Here is a 16,490-nt window from a genome sequence, read left to right on the forward strand (position 1 = left end):
CAAGAGCGCGCCGGGCCACGGTCCCCGCATGCTCGCCGCCGCCGCCCGGCGGCGTCAACGGCACCGGGGCCGTACGCCCGGCCCGGGCCGGGGGTGCGGTGCGTGCCCGACCGGTGGCGAGGTGTGTGAACGCCGCGTTCCGGCGGCCAGGATCGGGCCGGTACGGCGGGCGCGGGGCCGGTGGCCCGATGAAAGTTTCAGTGGCCGGCCATCGAATATCCCCAACAAAGCTTTGCAAATGGAATTTTGCAAAGCTACCTTTGGCGTATGGACGACTCGCCAGATGTGTACCGGGTGCGCGATCCGCGCACGCTCAAGGCGGTGGCCCACCCGCTGCGGGTGCGGCTGCTCGGCGCGCTGCGCCTGGACGGGCCGGCGACGGCCACCGAGCTCGCCGCCAGGTTCGGCGAGAGCTCCGCGTCCACCAGCTACCACCTGCGGCAGCTCGCCAAGTACGGCTTCGTCGAGCAGGACCCCGATCAGCGGGACGCCCGCGAGCGGCGCTGGCGCTCGGTGCACCGGTACACCGCGTGGAGCGACCGCGAGCTGGCCGGCAGCCCCGAGGGGCGCGCGGCGGCCGGGTTCATGCGCGACCGGCAGGTCGAGGTGCTGCTGAAGGACCGGGCCGACTTCGAGAGCCACCGCGAGGAATGGGGGCCGGACTGGTCGGACGCGGCCGGCATGTCCGACGACGTCGCCCGGCTGACCCCTGACTCGGTGCGCCTGCTGATGGAACGGACGAGCGCCCTGGTCCGCGAGCTGGCGGCGGCCGACGCCGGCGATCCGCGGACGGCGCGGGTGGCCGTCCACCTGGCCGCCTTCCCGAGCCGCGGGTACGTCCGATGACCTCCGGGAACGGGCCGGCGGCCGGTCCGCGCCGGTCCACCGCCGCCGGGACCGGCCCGCCGGCGGTGGCGGAGGACCGGCCCGGGCGCGCGGTGGAGACGGGGATGCCGGCCTCGGCGAAGGTCCCGCCCTCGGCGCGCCCCGGCGGCCCGGTGCTTTCGGCGCGGGCGGCGCTGCGGCGGTACGCGCTGGTGACCGGGCTGACCTGGTTCCCGCCGGGGCTGATGATGTCGTCGATGGTGCTGCTGATGGCCGCCCGCGGCCTGGACCTCGGCCAGGTGGGCGCGGCATCGGCGATCTTCGCCGCGGTGGTGGTCGTGCTGGAGCTGCCCACCGGCGGGCTGGCCGACGTGCTGGGGCGGCGGGTGGTGCTGGCCGCCTCCGCGCTGGTCAGCGTGGCCGCGCTGACCACCCTCGCGCTGGCCACCAGCTGGTGGATGTTCGCCGCCGCCTCGGTGCTCAAGGGCGTGGCCCGGGCGCTTTCCAGCGGGCCGGCCCAGGCCTGGTACGTCGACACCCTGCACGCGGCCGAAGGGCCGGGCGCCGACCTCAAGCCGGGCCTGTCGCGCGGCGAGGCCACCGCCTCGATCTCACTGTGCGCGGCGACCCTGATCGGCGGCTGCCTGCCGCTGCTGCTGCCCGGCGGCCTGGTGGCCCCGATGATCGCCGCGGCGGTCGCGGCGGGCGTGCTGTTCGCGGTCGTGCTGGTCGCGCTGCCCGAGCCGCCGCGGCCCCGGCCCACTCTCGGCGGCGTGCTGCGGGACGTGCCGCCGACCATCGGCGCCGGGCTGCGGCTGGCGGTGCGCGACCGCGGGCTGAACCGGCTGCTGCTGGTCGCCTTCGCCGCCGGGGTGGCCCTGTCGTCGATCGAGCTGCTCACTCCCGGGCGGCTGGCCCAGCTCACCGGCCGGCTGGAGTCGGGGAGCTCGGCGTACGCCCTGGTGATCGCGGCCGGGTTCGCCGCGAGCGGCGCCGGGTCCTGGGCCGCGCCCCGGGCGGCGCGGCTGCTCGGCGGGCCGGTCCGCGCGGCGGTGACCGGCGGCGTGGCGGCGGCGGCCGCGCTGGCCGGGCTGGCCGCCTCGGTGGCGCTGTCCGGGACGGCCGGCATCGTGGCGGCGGGCGCGGCCTACGTCGCGATGTTCGCCGCGCTGGGGGTGGCGGAGGTCATGCGGGTGGAGATGATGCACCGGCGGGTCGGCCCGGGGCGGCGGGCCACGCTGATGTCGGTCGACTCGCTGCAGCTGCAGTTCGGCGGGATGGCCGCCGGGCTCGGTCTCGGCGCGCTGGCCGCCCGGTCCGGTCCGGCGCCGGCCTGGGCGGTGGCCGCCGGGCTGGTCCTGCCGTCGGTGCTGCTGTACCTGCGGCTGCCCCCGGCCGCGGACCCCGAGTAGAACAAAATTCGCTCGGGACGGCACAATCGGGGGAGCCGAAGGGAGCGGGGCATGGGCGAGCAGGCGGCGGCGACCACGGACGGGGCACCGGCGGCCGGGGAGCGGGGACGCCGGGTCACCCCGGCCAGCGAGGAGCAGCGGGCGGCGTGGCTGGGCGGCGCGCTGCCCGCGGTGGAGCGGGTACGGCCGGGTCTGTGGTCGATCCCGGTGCCGATCCCGATCAACCCGCTGCGGTACGTGCTGGTCTACGCCCTGGAGCTCCCGGACGGTGTCGCGATCATCGACGCCGGCTGGAACACCGAGGAGGCGTACGCCGCGCTGGACGCGGGCCTGGCGGTGGCGGGGTACCGGATGACCGACGTGCGGGCGGTGCTGGTGACGCACATGCACCCCGACCACTACGGGCTGGCCGGGCGGGTCCGCGAGGCGTCCGGCGCGTGGATCGGCCTGCATCCCGCCGACGCGGCGCTGCTGCACGACCGGTACGCCGACTCCGAGATCGAGCGCCTGGTCGAGCGGCAGCGCGAGATGATGGTGCGGTCCGGCGTCCCGGCCGCCGAGCTGGACGAGCTGAGCGGCGCCTCGGTGATGATCAAGCAGTTCGTGATGATGGCCGCGCCGGACCGGCTGATCGAGGACGGCGACGCGCTGGGGCTGGCCGGCTGGGACCTGCGGGCGATCTGGACGCCCGGCCACTCGCCCGGCCATCTGTGCTTCGCCTCACCCGAGCGGCGGCTGCTGTTCTCCGGCGACCACGTGCTGGCCAGGATCACGCCCAACGTGGCGGTGCACGCGCAGTCCGGCCACGATCCGCTCGCCGAGTACCTCGGCTCGCTGGCGGCGATCCGGGACGCCGAGGTGGACGAGGTGCTGCCCGCGCATGAGTACCGCTTCCTGGAGCTGGCCGACCGGGTCGACTACGTCATGACGCACCACGAGCGGCGGCTGGCCGAGGTCGAGGCGGCGGTGGCCGGTGCGGACGGCGTGACCTGCTGGGACGTCACCACCCGGCTGACCTGGTCGCGGGCCTGGGAGCGCATCCCGGCGTACATGCGCCGGGCGGCCGGCAACGAGACCCTGGCGCATCTGGTGCACCTGGAGACGCGGGGCCGGCTGCGCCGGGTCCCCGGCGGCCCGGGCGCGCCCGACCTGTGGCATCCGGCCACCCGCTGACGCCGGCCGGATCGAGATTGAACTCCGCGCCCGGCGCGCGCGTATCCAGGGTGGGCGGGACGCGGGGCGTCCCGCCCACCAGCCGGGTGCGGGAGGTGCGGGCATGCGCGGGGCCGTCGCGGCGTCGGTGGCGGGGATCGTCCTGCTGCCGGCCGCCCTGGGACTGGCCGGTTGCGCCGCGGCCTCCGCGCCGCGGGTCGCCCCGGTCGCCGCGACCGCCGACGACCTGCCCTACAACCTGACCGACGTGCTCTTCACCCGCGAGATGATCCTGCACTACCAGCAGGCGGTCATCCTGGCGGAGCTGGTGCCGGGCCGTGGCGGCTCCGCCTACGTGCGCGAGGTCGCCGGCCGGATCACCCGGGACGAGCGGCCGAAGATCGACGCGCTGGCCGGCACGCTGCGCGCCTGGAGCTTCCAGGTGCCCGACCTGAAGGAACCGCCCAAGCACAACATGGACGGCATGCTGTCGCCGGCCCAGCTGCTGATGCTGCGCAAGCGGTCCGGCGCGGAGTTCGACCGGTTGTGGCTCACCACGCTGGCCCGGCACTACACCTACGGGGTGCGGCTGGCGGACAAGGCGCGGGCCGAGGGCAAGGACCGGGCGACCGTGGCGCGGGCCGGCGCCGCCGGGACCGCGCAGCGCGCCCTGGTCACCGAGATCGTCCGCCACCTGTCCTGACGCCGGCCGCCCGCCGGCGGCGCCGCGGGGGCGCGCGCGGGGAGCGGCGCGGCCGGCCGGAGGCCGCCGGTTATGGTGGCACCGCCGGAATCTTGTTCTCCTGGAGAGGCGGGCGCATGTCGGAACTCAGGTTCGATGGGAAGGTCGCGGTGGTCACCGGGGCGGGGCATGGCCTCGGCCGCTCGCACGCGCTGCTGCTCGCCGCGCGCGGCGCGCGGGTCGTGGTCAACGATCGCGGCGGCGCCCTGGACGGCAGCGGCGCCTCCGCCGGCCCGGCCGCCCGGGTGGCCGAGGAGATCAGGGCGACCGGCGGCGAGGCGGTGGCCGACGACCACGACGTTTCGGTCCCCGACGGCGCCGAGGGAATCGTGGGCGCGGCGATCGACGCGTTCGGCCGGCTCGACATCGTGGTCAACAACGCCGGCATCCTGCGCGACCGGTCGATCGGCAAGATGGCGGTGGAGGAGTTCGACGCGGTGCTCGCGGTGCACGTGCGCGGCTCGTTCCTGGTCAGCCGGGCGGCGTTCGGCCACATGAAGGAGCAGCGGTACGGCCGGATCGTCAACACCTCCTCGCCGGCCGGGCTGTTCGGCAACTTCGGCCAGGCCAACTACTCGACCGCCAAGATGGGGCTGGTCGGGCTGACCAAGACGCTCGCCATCGAGGGCGCCCGGGCGGGCATCGCGGCGAACGCGATCGCGCCGATCGCCTGGACCCGGATGACCGAAACCCTGCTTCCGGCCGAGTTCGAGCAGCGGTTCACCCCGGAGCGGGTGAGCCCGCTGGTGGCGTTCCTGGCGCACGAGAGCTGCCCCACCAGCGGCGAAGTGTTCAGCGTCGGCGCCGGCCGGGTGGCCAGGGTGTTCGTGGCCGAGGGCCCGGGCTGGCGGGCCGACGAGCCGACCGTCGAGGCGATCCGCGACAACTGGGACGCCGTGCTGGCCGAGGAGCCCTACCTGCGGCCGACCACCATCGGTGAGCAGGCGACCGCCTCGATGAAGGCCATGCTCTGACCACGGCATCGGCGCCTCATCACTACTTTCGTTGATAACGACGAAAGTTACCGAAACATCTACATAACTTCTTCCCTCCGAGCCGGAACTCAACTACCTTCGGCGTCACATAACCCCGACTTCGGAGGTCCGGTGAAACGCACGCCCGTCCGACCGGCGAACGCCCACCAGGCGACCCTGTTGCGGTTGCTGCGGGACGGCGGCCGGTCGCGGGCGGAGCTCGGTGACGTCGTCGAGCTGTCCCGGGCCAAGCTCACCCAGGAGCTGGACGCGCTCATCGCGATGAGCCTGGTCCAGCCGGCCGGGCTCGCCGCGTCCCGCGGCGGCCGGCGGTCCGGGATGGTGCGGCTGTCCCCGCACCTGCGGTTCGCCGGCATCGACATCGGCGCCACCTCGGTGGACGTCGCGGTCACCGACGGCGAGCTGCAGGTGCTCGGCCACGCCGGCGAGCCGTGCGACGTGCGCGACGGCCCGGTCGCGGTGCTGGACCGGGCGCTGGACCTGCTCGGCAAGCTGCGCGACCAGGGGCTGTTCACCCAGCTGCACGGCGCCGGCATCGGCGTCCCCGGCCCGGTCAGCTTCCGCGAGGGCGTCCCGGTGGCCCCGCCGATCATGCCCGGCTGGAACCGGTTCCCGGTCAAGGAGATCGTCAGCCAGGAGCTGCGCTGCCCGGCCATGGTCGACAACGACGTCAATTTACTCGCCCTCGGCGAGCTGCACGCCGGGCTGGCCCGGCAGGTCGACGACTTCCTGCTCATCAAGATCGGCACCGGCATCGGCTGTGGCATCGTGGTGGACGGCAAGATCTACCGGGGCGCCTCCGGCAGCGCCGGGGACATCGGGCACATCCGGGTCGACGATCAGGGACCGACCTGCACGTGCGGTAACACCGGCTGCCTGGAGGCCTACTTCGGCGGTGCCGCGCTCGCCCGGGAGGCGACCCGCGCCGCGCCGCGCTCGCCGTACCTGGCGCAGCGGCTGGCCGATGGCGGCCGGCTCACCGCGCAGGACGTCGGCGCCGCCGCCGACCTCGGCGACCCGGTGGCGGTGCGGCTCATCCGGGACGGCGGGCGCCACACCGGCCAGGTGCTGGCCGGCCTGGTCAGCTTCTTCAACCCGAGCCTGATGATCATCGCCGGCGGCGTGGCCCGGCTCGGGCACGTGCTGCTCGCCGAGCTGCGCAGCGTCGTCTACCGAAGATCGCTGCCACTGGCGACCGGCAACCTGCCCATCGTGCTCTCCGAGCTCGGCGACACCGCCGGAGTGATCGGCGGCACCCGGTTGATCAGTGACCACGTCTTCTCGGCGGGCTGACCGTCCCACCGCCCCACGACCGTCCCGCCCCTTTTCTCCCGCTCCCCCCGGAGGCCCCGTGAGCGACCTGCTGATCATGCGAGGGATCGTCAAACAGTTCCCCGGCGTGCGGGCGCTGGACGGCGTCGACCTGGACGTCCGGGCCGGCGAGGTGCACTGCCTGCTCGGGCAGAACGGCGCCGGCAAGTCCACGCTGATCAAGATCCTGGCCGGCGCGCACCGCCCGGACGAGGGCACCATCACCTTCGGCGGCGCGGAGGCGCGGTTCGCCGGGCCGGTGGCCGCCATCCGGTCGGGCATCGCCACCATCTACCAGGAGCTCGACCTGGTGGACGGCCTGTCGGTCGCCGAGAACATCTTCCTCGGTCACGAGCGGGCCTCGCTCGGCTTCACCCGCCGGGCGGAGATGAACCGGGCCGCGGCCGAGCTGCTCGCCCGGCTCGGCCACCGGGAGATGCGCCCGACGACGGAGGTGGGCCGGCTGCCCGCCGCCGGCAAGCAGGTGGTCAGCATGGCCCGGGCGCTGTCCCACGACGTCCGGCTGATCATCATGGACGAGCCGTCGGCCGCGCTGGCGCACGACGAGGTGATGAACCTCTTCCGCATCATCCGCGACCTGACCGCCCAGGGCGTCGCGGTGGTCTACATCTCCCACCGGCTGGAGGAGATCCGCGAGATCGGCGACCGGGTCACCGTGCTCAAGGACGGCCGGACGGTCGCGGTCGGCCTGCCCGCCCGCGACACGCCCACCCCGGAGATCGTGTCGCTGATGACCGGCCGGGACGTGGAGTACGTCTTCCCGCCCCGCCCCGAGCCCGGCGCGCACGACGACCGGCCCGAGGTGCTGCGGGTGGAGGGTCTGACCCTGCCCGGCCGGTTCGCCGACGTGTCGCTGACCGTCCGGGCCGGCGAGATCGTCGGCCTGGCCGGGCTGGTCGGCTCCGGCCGCTCGGAGATCGTGGAGACGGTCTACGGCGCCCGGCGGCCCACCGCCGGGCGGGTGCTGCTGTCGGGCGAGCCGGTGCCCGCCGGATCCACCACCCGGGCGGTGCGGCGCGGCATGGGGCTGGCCCCCGAGGAGCGCAAGTCGCAGGCCCTGCTGATGAACGAGACCGTCGGCCGGAACATCACCATCGCCGGCCTGTCCACCTACTCCCGCCACGGCTGGGTGGACCGGCGCGCCGAGCAGGAGGCGGCCGACCGGCTGGTGCGCACGCTCGGCATCCGCCCGCCCGACCCCTCCCGCCCGGTCCGCACGCTGTCCGGCGGCAACCAGCAGAAGGCGGTGCTGGCCCGCTGGCTGGTCCAGGGCCGCCGGCTGCTCCTGCTGGACGAGCCGACCCGCGGCGTCGACGTCGGCGCCCGGGCCGAGCTGTACGCGGTGATCCGCCGGCTGGCGGACGAGGGCGTCGGGGTGCTGCTGGTCTCCAGCGAGGTGCCCGAGGTCCTCGGCCTGGCCGACCGGGTCCTGGTGCTGCGGGAGGGCCGGGTCATCCACGAGTCGGACGCGCGTGACCTCGACGAGTCACGGGTGCTGGACATGATCATGGAAGGGGGCGAGCGGTGACGAACGCACGCGGCGCCGGCACGCCGAAGGACCTGCCGAAGGACGCGCCACCCGCGGACGAGCACGACCGGGTGGAACACCAGGCGCGGGCCGCGGCCCCGCGGCGGACCGGCCTGCTCGGGCGGGTGGGCCAGGCGCACCACCTCGGCCTGGCCGTCGCGCTGGTGCTGCTCGCCATCGTGGGCCTGGTGACCGCGCCGGGCACCTTCGCCACGTCGTCCAACCTGGTCAGCATCCTGGCGCTGGCCGCGACGATCGGCGTGATCACCGTCGGGATGACCTTCGTCATCATCGGCGGCGGCATCGACCTGTCGGTCGGGGCGATCATGGCACTGGCCTCGGTGTGGGCCACCACGCTGGCCACCCAGGCCTACGGCCCGGTGGTCATGGCGATCTGCGCGCTGCTGGTCGGCACCGGCGCCGGACTGGTCAACGGCCTGCTCATCGCCTATGGGCGGATGGTGCCGTTCATCGCCACCCTGGCCATGCTGGTGGCCGCGCGCGGCTTGGCCCAGCGCATGTCGGACCGCCGCACCCAGCTGGTGCGGCCGGACAACAACGCCCTGGTGGAGCTGTCGACCACCCGGGTGCTCGGCCTGCCGCTGCTGGTCTACATCTTCGTGCTGGTGATCGCGATCGGCTGGCTGGTGCTCAACCGCACCACCTTCGGCCGGCGCACCTACGCGGTGGGCGGCAACCCCGAGGCGGCCCGGCTGGCCGGCATCGACGTGCGGCGCCACACCCTGATCCTTTACGCGCTGTCCGGGCTGTGCTGCGGCATCGCGGCCATCCTGATCATGGCGCGGACGACCACCGGCTCCTCCACCCACGGCGACCTGTACGAGCTGGACGCGATCGCCGCCGTGATCATCGGAGGCACGCTGCTCACCGGCGGCCGCGGCACGATCATCGGCTCCATCCTGGGCCTGCTGATCTTCACCCTCATCACCAACCTGTTCATCCTCAACGGGCTGAACACCAGCGACCAGCTCATCGCCAAGGGCCTGATCATCGTGATCGCCGTGCTGCTGCAGCGGCGCGGGCTGCGATCTCAGGTGCCATAGCGGCACCGGCCACCCCGCCGGACCGCGGCGGAGGATCACCACTCGTGGAGCGTCCCGCGTCGGGGGCGGCGCCCCCATATCGCCCCAGGTAAAGAAGGAGAACGTCACATGAACAAGCGCGTCGCCCGGCGAGGGTTCCTCGCCAGCGGAGCAGCCGTCGGCGTCGGGGCCCTGGTCTCCGCGTGCACCAGCAACGAGCCCGCCGCCGCGCCGTCCTCGGCCGCCCCGCAGGCCGCCGCGGCCGGTACCGACAATGACAAGCCGGGCACCGCGGTCACCATCGGCTTCTCGGCGCCCGCCGCCGACCACGGCTGGATCGCCGCCATCGCCAAGAACGCCGAGGCGCAGGCCAAGCAGTACTCCGACGTGACCTTCAAGCCGGTGGAGCCGACCAACGACATCAACCAGCAGATCTCGGCCGTCGAGTCGCTGATCCAGGCCAAGGTGAGCGCGCTGGTCATCCTGCCCAACGACGGTGAGCAGCTCAACCAGGTCGCCCGCAAGGCGATGGACGCCGGCATCCCGGTGATCAACCTGGACCGTGTGTTCCCCGACAAGCTGTCCTACCGGACCTGGATCGGCGGCGACAACTACGGCATGGGCGTGGCCGCCGGCCACTACATCGGCAAGAAGCTCAAGGACAAGGGGGTGGCCAACCCGGTCATCCTGGAGATCCAGGGCATCGCCACTCTGCCGCTCACCCAGGACCGCAGCAAGGGCTTCGCCGACGCGCTGAAGACCTACGGTTTCAGCGTCACCGCCCAGCAGGACGCCAAGTTCACCGTCGAGTCCGGCACCCAGGTGGCCAGCAACCTGCTGCAGGCGCACAAGAAGATCGACGCCATCTGGAACCACGACGACGACCAGGGCATCGGGGTGCTCGCCGCCATCAAGGAGGCGAACCGCAACGAGTTCTTCATGGTCGGCGGGGCCGGCTCGGCCAACGCCATGCGCGACATCCAGGCCGGCAGCGGGGTGCTGGAGGCGACCGTCACCTACAGCCCCACGATGGCCTCCTCGGCCATCAAGATCGCCCGGCTGATCGCGCAGGGCAAGGGCCTGAGCGACCTGGTGGAGAACCAGGTCCCGCAGTCCATCACCCTGGCGTCGGAGACGATCACCAAGGAGAACGCGGAGAAGTACCTGCCGCTCGGCTTCGAGTCCTAGAGATCCAGGAGTGAATGACATGAGTTCCAGCAGGCCCGCGCTCGGGGTCGGCATGGTCGGATACGCGTTCATGGGGCGGGTCCACTCCCAGGCGTGGCGCAGCGTCGGCGCGTTCTTCGACCTGCCGGTCACCCCGGTCATGGCCGTGCTGTCCGGCCGGTCCGCCCGCACGGCCGACGCCGCGGCGACCCTCGGCTGGGCCGCCGTGGAGAACGACTGGAAGGAGCTCATCCGCCGGGAAGACGTGCACATCGTCGACATCTGCACGCCCGGCGACTCGCACGCCGAGATCGCCGTGGCCGCGCTGGAGGCCGGCAAGCACGTGCTGTGCGAGAAGCCGCTGGCCAACACGGTCGCCGAGGCCGAGGCCATGGTGGCGGCGGCCGGGCAGGCCGCCGCCCGCGGCGTGCGCAGCATGGTCGCCTTCAACTACCGCCGGGTGCCCGCCGTCGCGCTGGCCCGGCAGATGGTGGCCGACGGGCGGCTCGGCGAGATCCGGCACGTCCGCGCCCAGTACCTGCAGGACTGGATCACCGACCCGGAGTTCCCGCTGGTCTGGCGGCTGCAGAAGGACAAGGCCGGCTCCGGGGCGCTCGGCGACATCGGCTCGCACATCGTGGACACCGCCCAGTTCGTCACCGGGCAGAATCTCACCGGGGTGTCCGCGCTGACCGAGACGTTCATCCGCGAGCGCCCGCTGGCCGGCGACTCGGCCGGCCTGGCCGCCGGCGCGGACGGCACCGGCCGCGGCGAGGTCACCGTGGACGACGCCGCGCTGTTCATCGGCCGGCTGTCCGGCGGCGGCCTCGCCTCGTTCGAGGCCACCCGGTTCGCCGCCGGGCGCAAGAACGCGCTGCGCCTGGAGATCAACGGCTCGCTCGGCAGCCTCGCCTTCGACTTCGAGGCGATGAACGAGCTGTGGTTCCACGACCACACCCTCCCGGCCGGCGACGCCGGGTTCCGGCGCATCCTGGTCACCGAGTCCGACCACCCGTACGCCGCGGCCTGGTGGCCGCCCGGCCACGGCCTGGGCTACGAGCACACCTTCACCCACGAGGTGAAGGACTTCCTGGAGGCCCTCGCCGCGGGCACCGACCCGACGCCGTCGTTCGCCGACGGGCTGCGGGTGCAGCGGGTGCTGCGGGCGGTCGAGGAGAGCGCGGCGAACGACAGCCGCTGGACGGCGATCACCGGATGACCCGGCGCCGGGCGGGCCGGGACGACCGGCCCGCCCGGCGGCGCGGCAGGCAGCGAAGCGAACGCGGGCCCGGCGGCCCGCGGCGAGGAAGGATAGCGACATGACCCGACCGATCACGCTGTTCACCGGGCAGTGGGCCGACCTCCCGTTCGAGGAGGTGTGCCGGCTGGCCGGTGAGTGGGGCTACGACGGCCTGGAGATCGCCTGCTGGGGCGACCACTTCGAGGTGGACAAGGCGCTGGCCGACGACTCCTACATCCCCCGCAAGCTGGAGATGCTGGACAAGTACGGCCTGAAGGTGTGGACCATCTCCAGCCACCTGGTCGGCCAGGCCGTGTGCGACCACCCCATCGACGAGCGCCACCAGGGCATCCTGCCACCCCGCATCTGGGGCGACGGCGAGCCCGAAGGCGTCCGGCAGCGCGCCGCCGAAGACATCAAGGACACCGCCCGCGCCGCCGCCAAGCTCGGCGTCAACACCGTGGTCGGCTTCACCGGCTCGTCCATCTGGCACACCCTGGCCATGTTCCCGCCAGTGCCGCCCGCGATGCTGGACGCCGGCTACCAGGACTTCGCGGACCGGTGGAACCCCATCCTCGACGTGTTCGACGAGGTCGGGGTGCGCTTCGCCCACGAGGTGCACCCGAGCGAGATCGCCTACGACTACCACACCACCGTCCGCACCCTGGAGGCCATCGGCCACCGGCCCGCGTTCGGGCTGAACTGGGACCCCTCGCACATGGTGTGGCAGGAGCTGGACCCGGCCGGCTTCATCCTCGACTTCGCCGACCGGATCTACCACGTCGACTGCAAGGACGCAAAGGTCCGCACCGGCGACGGCCGCCGCGGCCGGCTCTCCTCCCACCTGGGCTGGGCCGACCCGCGCCGCGGCTGGGACTTCGTGTCCACCGGCCGGGGCGACGTCCCCTGGGAGGACTGCTTCCGCGCTCTCAACCACATCGGCTACGACGGCCCCATCTCCATCGAGTGGGAGGACGCCGGCATGGACCGCCTGCACGGCGCCCCCGAGGCCCTCGCCTACATCCGCGGCCTCAACGCCATCACCCCGCCCAGCGCCTCGTTCGACGCGGCATTCTCTTCGTGACTGTGTTTCTTGGCGCGCGCTTCGCGCGCGCTGCGTTCGGGCGCCTTCAGCCGGCGTTCTTCGAGCGTCGCTCGCAAGCCTTCGTTCCTCAGGCTTACTCCCTCCTCCTCACAACACCGGCGCGCCCGAACGCCGGGGTGGTCGAGCGGTGGAGTGACCTCGGGCTCCGCGGGGTGGGCGGACGTGGGCTTGATCGCTCGCCCCGCGGGGGTGGTGGAGCGGCGGGGTGACCCGTCATGCTCTGTGGGCGGGCGGGCGTGGGGTTGATCGCAGGTTTGTCCATCCAGCGGTGAGGCATGAGGGGGTGGGTGAGGCGTTGGCCGACCGAGAGGAGGAACGCGTGCGCAAGCTCGTCATCACCCAGAACGTCACATTGGACGGATCGATCGAGATGCTCGGCCCGTGGTTCTCGCCCGAGGCCGAGAACGACCAGGACGACCTGGTCGAGGAGATGGCCCGCCAGGACGCGACCAACGACGCCGTCCTGTGGGGCCGCCAGACCTTCGAGGACATGCGCGGCTACTGGCCCGGGCAGACCGACGACCGGACCGGGGTCACCGATACCCTCAACCGCGTCACGAAGTACGTCGTCAGCTCGACGCTGAAGGACCCGCAGTGGCAGGGCACGGTCGTGCTGACCGGCGACCCGATCCAGGAGGTGCGCGCACTCAAGGAGTCTCAGGGACAGGACATCGTCTGCACCGGAAGCATCTCGCTGGTGCACGCACTGGTGCCGTCCGGACTCGTCGACGAGTACCGTCTGTTCACCTACCCCGCCGTCCAAGGCGGCGGTCGCCGGCTCTTCCCGGACGGCTACGCCCTACCCAGGCTCGAGCTGGTGGAGACCAGGCGTTTCCGCTCTGGGATCGTACTGACCTGCTACCACCCGGCCTGACCGCCGGGCTGCTCGGCGGGCAGGCCAATGGTGGAGTTGACCAGGACGATCCGCCGGACGGCGGGTGAAGGACGCCCGGACGTCGGGGTGGGGAGCGGTCGGGCACCTTGGGGCGGGCACGAGGTTGATCGCCCGCTCCGTGGGGCGGTGGTGATCGTTCGGTCAGGCGTCTTCGGGGAGGGGGGCGCCGGTCTCCAGGAAGGTCTTCAGGCTGGAGAGCACGTTCGGCCAGCCCTGGCTCAGCATCTCGACGAGGGTCGAGCCGGGTTCGAAGCCGTCGTGCACGACGGTGAGCTTCACGATCTGGGCCTCCTCCTCCATGGTGAAGGTGACCTTGGAGCGGGGTTCGGCGGACAGCCGGGCGAGCGTGTCGTCGTCCCAGCCGAAGCGCTCGGCGAGTTCGGGGGTCATGGCGTGCCAGGTGTAGGAGAGCCGGCGGTAGGGATCGGCCTCCAGCACGACCTGCTCGGGGTCGCTGATCATCACGCCGTGGTTGTCCCAGGTCATCGGTGAGCCGGGGGTCCAGTCCGTCTGGAACTCGGTCGCCCAGTAGCGGCGGGTGAAGGCGGGGTCGGTCAGCGCCTGCCAGAGCTTCTGCGGCGTGGTGCGGATGTAGGTGGTGTAGACGAAGGTCGGCGCGTCGGTCTTGGTGTCCATCGGGGTGTCCTCCAGGGCGAGTTTCAGGTCCGCCAGGGCTTGGACCCTGGCCTGGTCGTAGCGGCTGATCCATCGGTGGGCGATCTCGTGCACGGGTGCGGCGTTGAGGTAGTGCAGCTTCTCGCGGCCCCGCCGCACGGTGGTGACGAGCCCGGCCTCCTCTAACACCGCCAGGTGCTTGCTGACGGACTGCCGGGCCATGTCCAGCCCGGCGCACAGCTCGCGCAGCGTCTGCCCGTTGCGGGCGTTGAGCGAGTCGAGCAGCGCACGCCGGCTGGAGTCGGCCAGCGCCTTGAACACCTCGTCCATGCCGCTCCTCGTTGCCGTCCATCAATATGCAGCCGTTTGGCTGCCAATAATTTAGGCAGCCGAAAAGCTGCCTGTCAAGGCGCGCCGGTCGAATGGGCGGTCGGGGGACGGGGGTTGCTTTATGCGAGTACTCGTGTTTGAGTACTCGCGTGAGTAGTACACGATTGTTCATTCTGGGGGCGCTGGCGCGGCGCGGGCCCATGCACGGGCATCAGATCCGGCAGAACGCGCAGCAGGACCGCACCGAGCTGTGGACCGACATCAAGGTCGGCTCGCTGTACGGCGCGCTGCACCGGATGGCGGCCGAGGGCGTCATCGAGGAGGTGCGCACCGAGCAGGAGGGCAACCTGCCGGCCCGCACCGTCTACGCCATCACCGAGGACGGCCGGCTGGAACTGGGGCAGCTGCGCGAGGCCACGCTGCGGGCCACCCGGCTGGCCACCGATCCGGTGGACCTGGCGTTGCAGCTGAGCGAGGAGCTGCCCGCCGGGGAGCTGCGGGCGGCCGTCGCCGACCGGCTGGCGGCGCTCGGGCTGGAGCTGGAGCGGTGGCGGCGGCTGCACGGCACCGCCGCCCCGCATCTGAGCACGCTGGAGTCACTCGGCTTCGAGCACACCCTCATGCGCCTGGAGACCGAGGTCGCCTGGCACGAGCGGGTGCTCGCAGCCATTCCGGATGCCGGAGAAGCCGCCGGTGGGGCCGGCGGCGGAAAGGAGGCCTGAGATGGGGGACTCTCCGGTGGTGTTGGTCGCCGGTGGGGGCATCGGCGGCCTGGCGCTGGCGCAGGCCCTGACCCGGGCCGGGGTCGACGTCCGGGTGTTCGAGCGCGGCGACGCCCCGGACGCGTGGGTCAGCGGTTACCGCATCCACGTCAACCAGATGGGCGCGCGGTCGCTGCGGCAGTGCCTGCCCGGCCCGCTGTGGGAGGCGTTCACCGCCACCGCGGGCCGTCCCGGGCCCGGCTTCCGGTTCCGGACCGAGACCCTGGACCACCTGCTGTTCGTCGAAGAGGAGGTGATGTGCGGGCGGGCGACCGAGCCGCCCGACATGCAGTACGCGGCGAGCCGTGCGGTGCTGCGCCGCCTGCTGCTGGCCGGGATGTCGGACGTCGTCCGGTTCGGCCGCACCTTCGAGCGGTACGAGACGCGGCCGGACGGCCGGGTCACCGCGCACTTCGCGGACGGCACCAGCGAGACCGGGGACGTGCTGGTCGGGGCGGACGGGGTGAACTCGCGGGTACGCGCGCAGTACCTGCCGGCCGCGGCGCGGGTGCGCACCGAGGCCACCGCGATCGGCGGCCGGGTGCCGCTGACCCCTGAGACGCAGGACCTGCTGCCGGCCGGGTTCGGCGACGGGTTGAACCTGGTGCTGCCCGGCAGCGGGTGCGCGCTGTTCACCGCGTCCTTCACCGGCCGGCGGCACGCGGCGGCGAACCTGGGGCTGGACGTGGATCTCACGCCTTACGGCCTGGATCTGGGCTCGCTGGCCGATGAGATGGCGGACTACGTGCTGTTCGCGTATATCGCGCATCGGGGGAGCTATCCGCCGGACGCCGCCGGGCTGGACGGGCCGGAACTGCTGGACCTGGTCGGCCGGCGGACAGAAGGCTGGCATCCGGAGTTGCGCCGGATGCTCGCCGCCGCCGATCCGGGCACCGTCCGGCTGATGCCGTTCGTCACCTCCACCCCGGTTCGCCGCTGGCGTCCCGGTCCGGTGACCGTGCTCGGCGACGCCGTCCACAGCATGACGCCCGCGCTCGGTCTGGGGGCCAACGTGGCGCTGCGCGACGCGGCGCTGCTGTCCAGCCGGCTGGCGGCGGTGCACCGGGGCGAGGCGGACCTGGTCACCGCCATCGGGGAGTACGAGGAGCGGATGCGCCGGTACGGGTTCCAGGCCGTCCGGAAGGCCGCCCTGCTCACCGATTTCATGATCTCCGGTGATCGGCGGCTGCGGCGGGTGGCGAAGGGCTGGTTCCGGCTCTGCGACGCCGCCGGGCCGCTGCGGCGGCTGAGCTTCGGCGGCATGTGGACCGACGGCACGCCGCAGGAGCCGGAGCGCCTGGCCTTCGCCACGTCCTGACCGCCGGCCCGCGGCCGTGCCGTGCTCGGC

The 16,490-nt window shown here is 72.9% G+C and carries 15 protein-coding genes; 14 read left to right on the plus strand and 1 reads right to left on the minus strand.

The window, feature by feature from the left end; genetic code table 11:
• Window positions 1–267: 267 nt before the first annotated feature.
• The 12 genes from Sru01_RS21485 (at window position 268) to Sru01_RS21540 (ending at window position 13,415) form a co-directional block, all read left to right on the plus strand.
• Window positions 268–846, plus strand: a complete 579-nt coding sequence (locus tag Sru01_RS21485) for an ArsR/SmtB family transcription factor (RefSeq protein WP_203989267.1) — start codon at window positions 268–270, stop codon at window positions 844–846.
• Window positions 843–2,237: an MFS transporter gene (locus Sru01_RS21490; RefSeq protein ID WP_203989269.1), complete on the plus strand. Its 1,395-nt coding sequence runs from the start codon at window positions 843–845 to the stop codon at window positions 2,235–2,237. The genes Sru01_RS21485 and Sru01_RS21490 overlap by 4 nt, the downstream gene beginning before the upstream one ends.
• A 51-nt stretch (window positions 2,238–2,288) precedes the next feature.
• A complete protein-coding gene (locus Sru01_RS21495; RefSeq protein WP_203989271.1) occupies window positions 2,289–3,410 on the plus strand; it encodes an MBL fold metallo-hydrolase in 1,122 nt (373 codons plus the stop codon).
• A gap of 103 nt (window positions 3,411–3,513) precedes the next feature.
• Window positions 3,514–4,092 (plus strand): DUF305 domain-containing protein, encoded by a 579-nt coding sequence (locus Sru01_RS21500; protein ID WP_203989273.1) that lies wholly within the window; start codon window positions 3,514–3,516, stop codon window positions 4,090–4,092.
• 116 nt (window positions 4,093–4,208) lie between these two features.
• Window positions 4,209–5,105, plus strand: a complete 897-nt coding sequence (locus Sru01_RS21505; RefSeq protein WP_203989275.1) for an SDR family NAD(P)-dependent oxidoreductase — start codon at window positions 4,209–4,211, stop codon at window positions 5,103–5,105.
• 132 nt (window positions 5,106–5,237) lie between these two features.
• On the plus strand, window positions 5,238–6,419 hold the full coding sequence (locus Sru01_RS21510) for an ROK family protein (RefSeq protein ID WP_203989277.1): 1,182 nt from the start codon (window positions 5,238–5,240) through the stop codon (window positions 6,417–6,419).
• Window positions 6,420–6,477: 58 nt separating this feature from the next.
• A complete protein-coding gene (locus Sru01_RS21515) occupies window positions 6,478–7,986 on the plus strand; it encodes a sugar ABC transporter ATP-binding protein (RefSeq protein ID WP_239137632.1) in 1,509 nt (502 codons plus the stop codon).
• Window positions 7,983–9,050 carry an ABC transporter permease gene (locus Sru01_RS21520; protein WP_239137633.1) on the plus strand — a complete coding sequence of 356 codons (1,068 nt, stop codon included), beginning with the start codon at window positions 7,983–7,985 and terminating at the stop codon, window positions 9,048–9,050. Before Sru01_RS21515 ends, Sru01_RS21520 begins: the two co-directional genes overlap by 4 nt.
• Before the next feature lie 108 nt (window positions 9,051–9,158).
• Window positions 9,159–10,217, plus strand: coding sequence for an ABC transporter substrate-binding protein (locus Sru01_RS21525; protein ID WP_203989279.1), 1,059 nt, complete (start codon window positions 9,159–9,161; stop codon window positions 10,215–10,217).
• Between the two features lie 19 nt (window positions 10,218–10,236).
• A complete protein-coding gene (locus Sru01_RS21530; protein ID WP_203989281.1) occupies window positions 10,237–11,415 on the plus strand; it encodes a Gfo/Idh/MocA family protein in 1,179 nt (392 codons plus the stop codon).
• 100 nt (window positions 11,416–11,515) lie between these two features.
• Window positions 11,516–12,520 (plus strand): sugar phosphate isomerase/epimerase family protein, encoded by a 1,005-nt coding sequence (locus Sru01_RS21535; protein ID WP_203989283.1) that lies wholly within the window; start codon window positions 11,516–11,518, stop codon window positions 12,518–12,520.
• Window positions 12,521–12,860: 340 nt separating this feature from the next.
• Window positions 12,861–13,415 carry a dihydrofolate reductase family protein gene (locus tag Sru01_RS21540; RefSeq protein ID WP_203989285.1) on the plus strand — a complete coding sequence of 185 codons (555 nt, stop codon included), beginning with the start codon at window positions 12,861–12,863 and terminating at the stop codon, window positions 13,413–13,415.
• Window positions 13,416–13,577: 162 nt separating this feature from the next.
• Here Sru01_RS21540 and Sru01_RS21545 read toward each other — a convergent pair whose 3' ends face one another.
• Window positions 13,578–14,381, minus strand: coding sequence for an ArsR/SmtB family transcription factor (locus Sru01_RS21545; RefSeq protein WP_203989287.1), 804 nt, complete (start codon window positions 14,379–14,381; stop codon window positions 13,578–13,580).
• Window positions 14,382–14,530: 149 nt separating this feature from the next.
• On the opposite strand from Sru01_RS21545, the gene Sru01_RS21550 reads away from it, so the two are divergent.
• A complete protein-coding gene (locus Sru01_RS21550) occupies window positions 14,531–15,103 on the plus strand; it encodes a PadR family transcriptional regulator (protein WP_203989288.1) in 573 nt (190 codons plus the stop codon).
• A 1-nt stretch (window position 15,104) separates the two neighbouring features.
• Window positions 15,105–16,460, plus strand: a complete 1,356-nt coding sequence (locus Sru01_RS21555) for an FAD-dependent oxidoreductase (RefSeq protein WP_203989289.1) — start codon at window positions 15,105–15,107, stop codon at window positions 16,458–16,460.
• Window positions 16,461–16,490 lie beyond the last annotated feature (30 nt).

The organism is Sphaerisporangium rufum, assembly GCF_016863395.1.
Taxonomy (GTDB): Bacteria; Actinomycetota; Actinomycetes; order Streptosporangiales; family Streptosporangiaceae; genus Sphaerisporangium; species Sphaerisporangium rufum.

Coding starts and splice junctions, on each gene's coding strand:
- Sru01_RS21485 (WP_203989267.1), top strand. CDS start 268: ATGGACGACTCGCCAGATGTGTACCGGGTGCGCGATCCGCGCACGCTC.
- Sru01_RS21490 (WP_203989269.1), top strand. CDS start 843: ATGACCTCCGGGAACGGGCCGGCGGCCGGTCCGCGCCGGTCCACCGCC.
- Sru01_RS21495 (WP_203989271.1), top strand. CDS start 2,289: ATGGGCGAGCAGGCGGCGGCGACCACGGACGGGGCACCGGCGGCCGGG.
- Sru01_RS21500 (WP_203989273.1), top strand. CDS start 3,514: ATGCGCGGGGCCGTCGCGGCGTCGGTGGCGGGGATCGTCCTGCTGCCG.
- Sru01_RS21505 (WP_203989275.1), top strand. CDS start 4,209: ATGTCGGAACTCAGGTTCGATGGGAAGGTCGCGGTGGTCACCGGGGCG.
- Sru01_RS21525 (WP_203989279.1), top strand. CDS start 9,159: ATGAACAAGCGCGTCGCCCGGCGAGGGTTCCTCGCCAGCGGAGCAGCC.
- Sru01_RS21530 (WP_203989281.1), top strand. CDS start 10,237: ATGAGTTCCAGCAGGCCCGCGCTCGGGGTCGGCATGGTCGGATACGCG.
- Sru01_RS21535 (WP_203989283.1), top strand. CDS start 11,516: ATGACCCGACCGATCACGCTGTTCACCGGGCAGTGGGCCGACCTCCCG.
- Sru01_RS21545 (WP_203989287.1), bottom strand. CDS start 14,381: ATGGACGAGGTGTTCAAGGCGCTGGCCGACTCCAGCCGGCGTGCGCTG.
- Sru01_RS21555 (WP_203989289.1), top strand. CDS start 15,105: ATGGGGGACTCTCCGGTGGTGTTGGTCGCCGGTGGGGGCATCGGCGGC.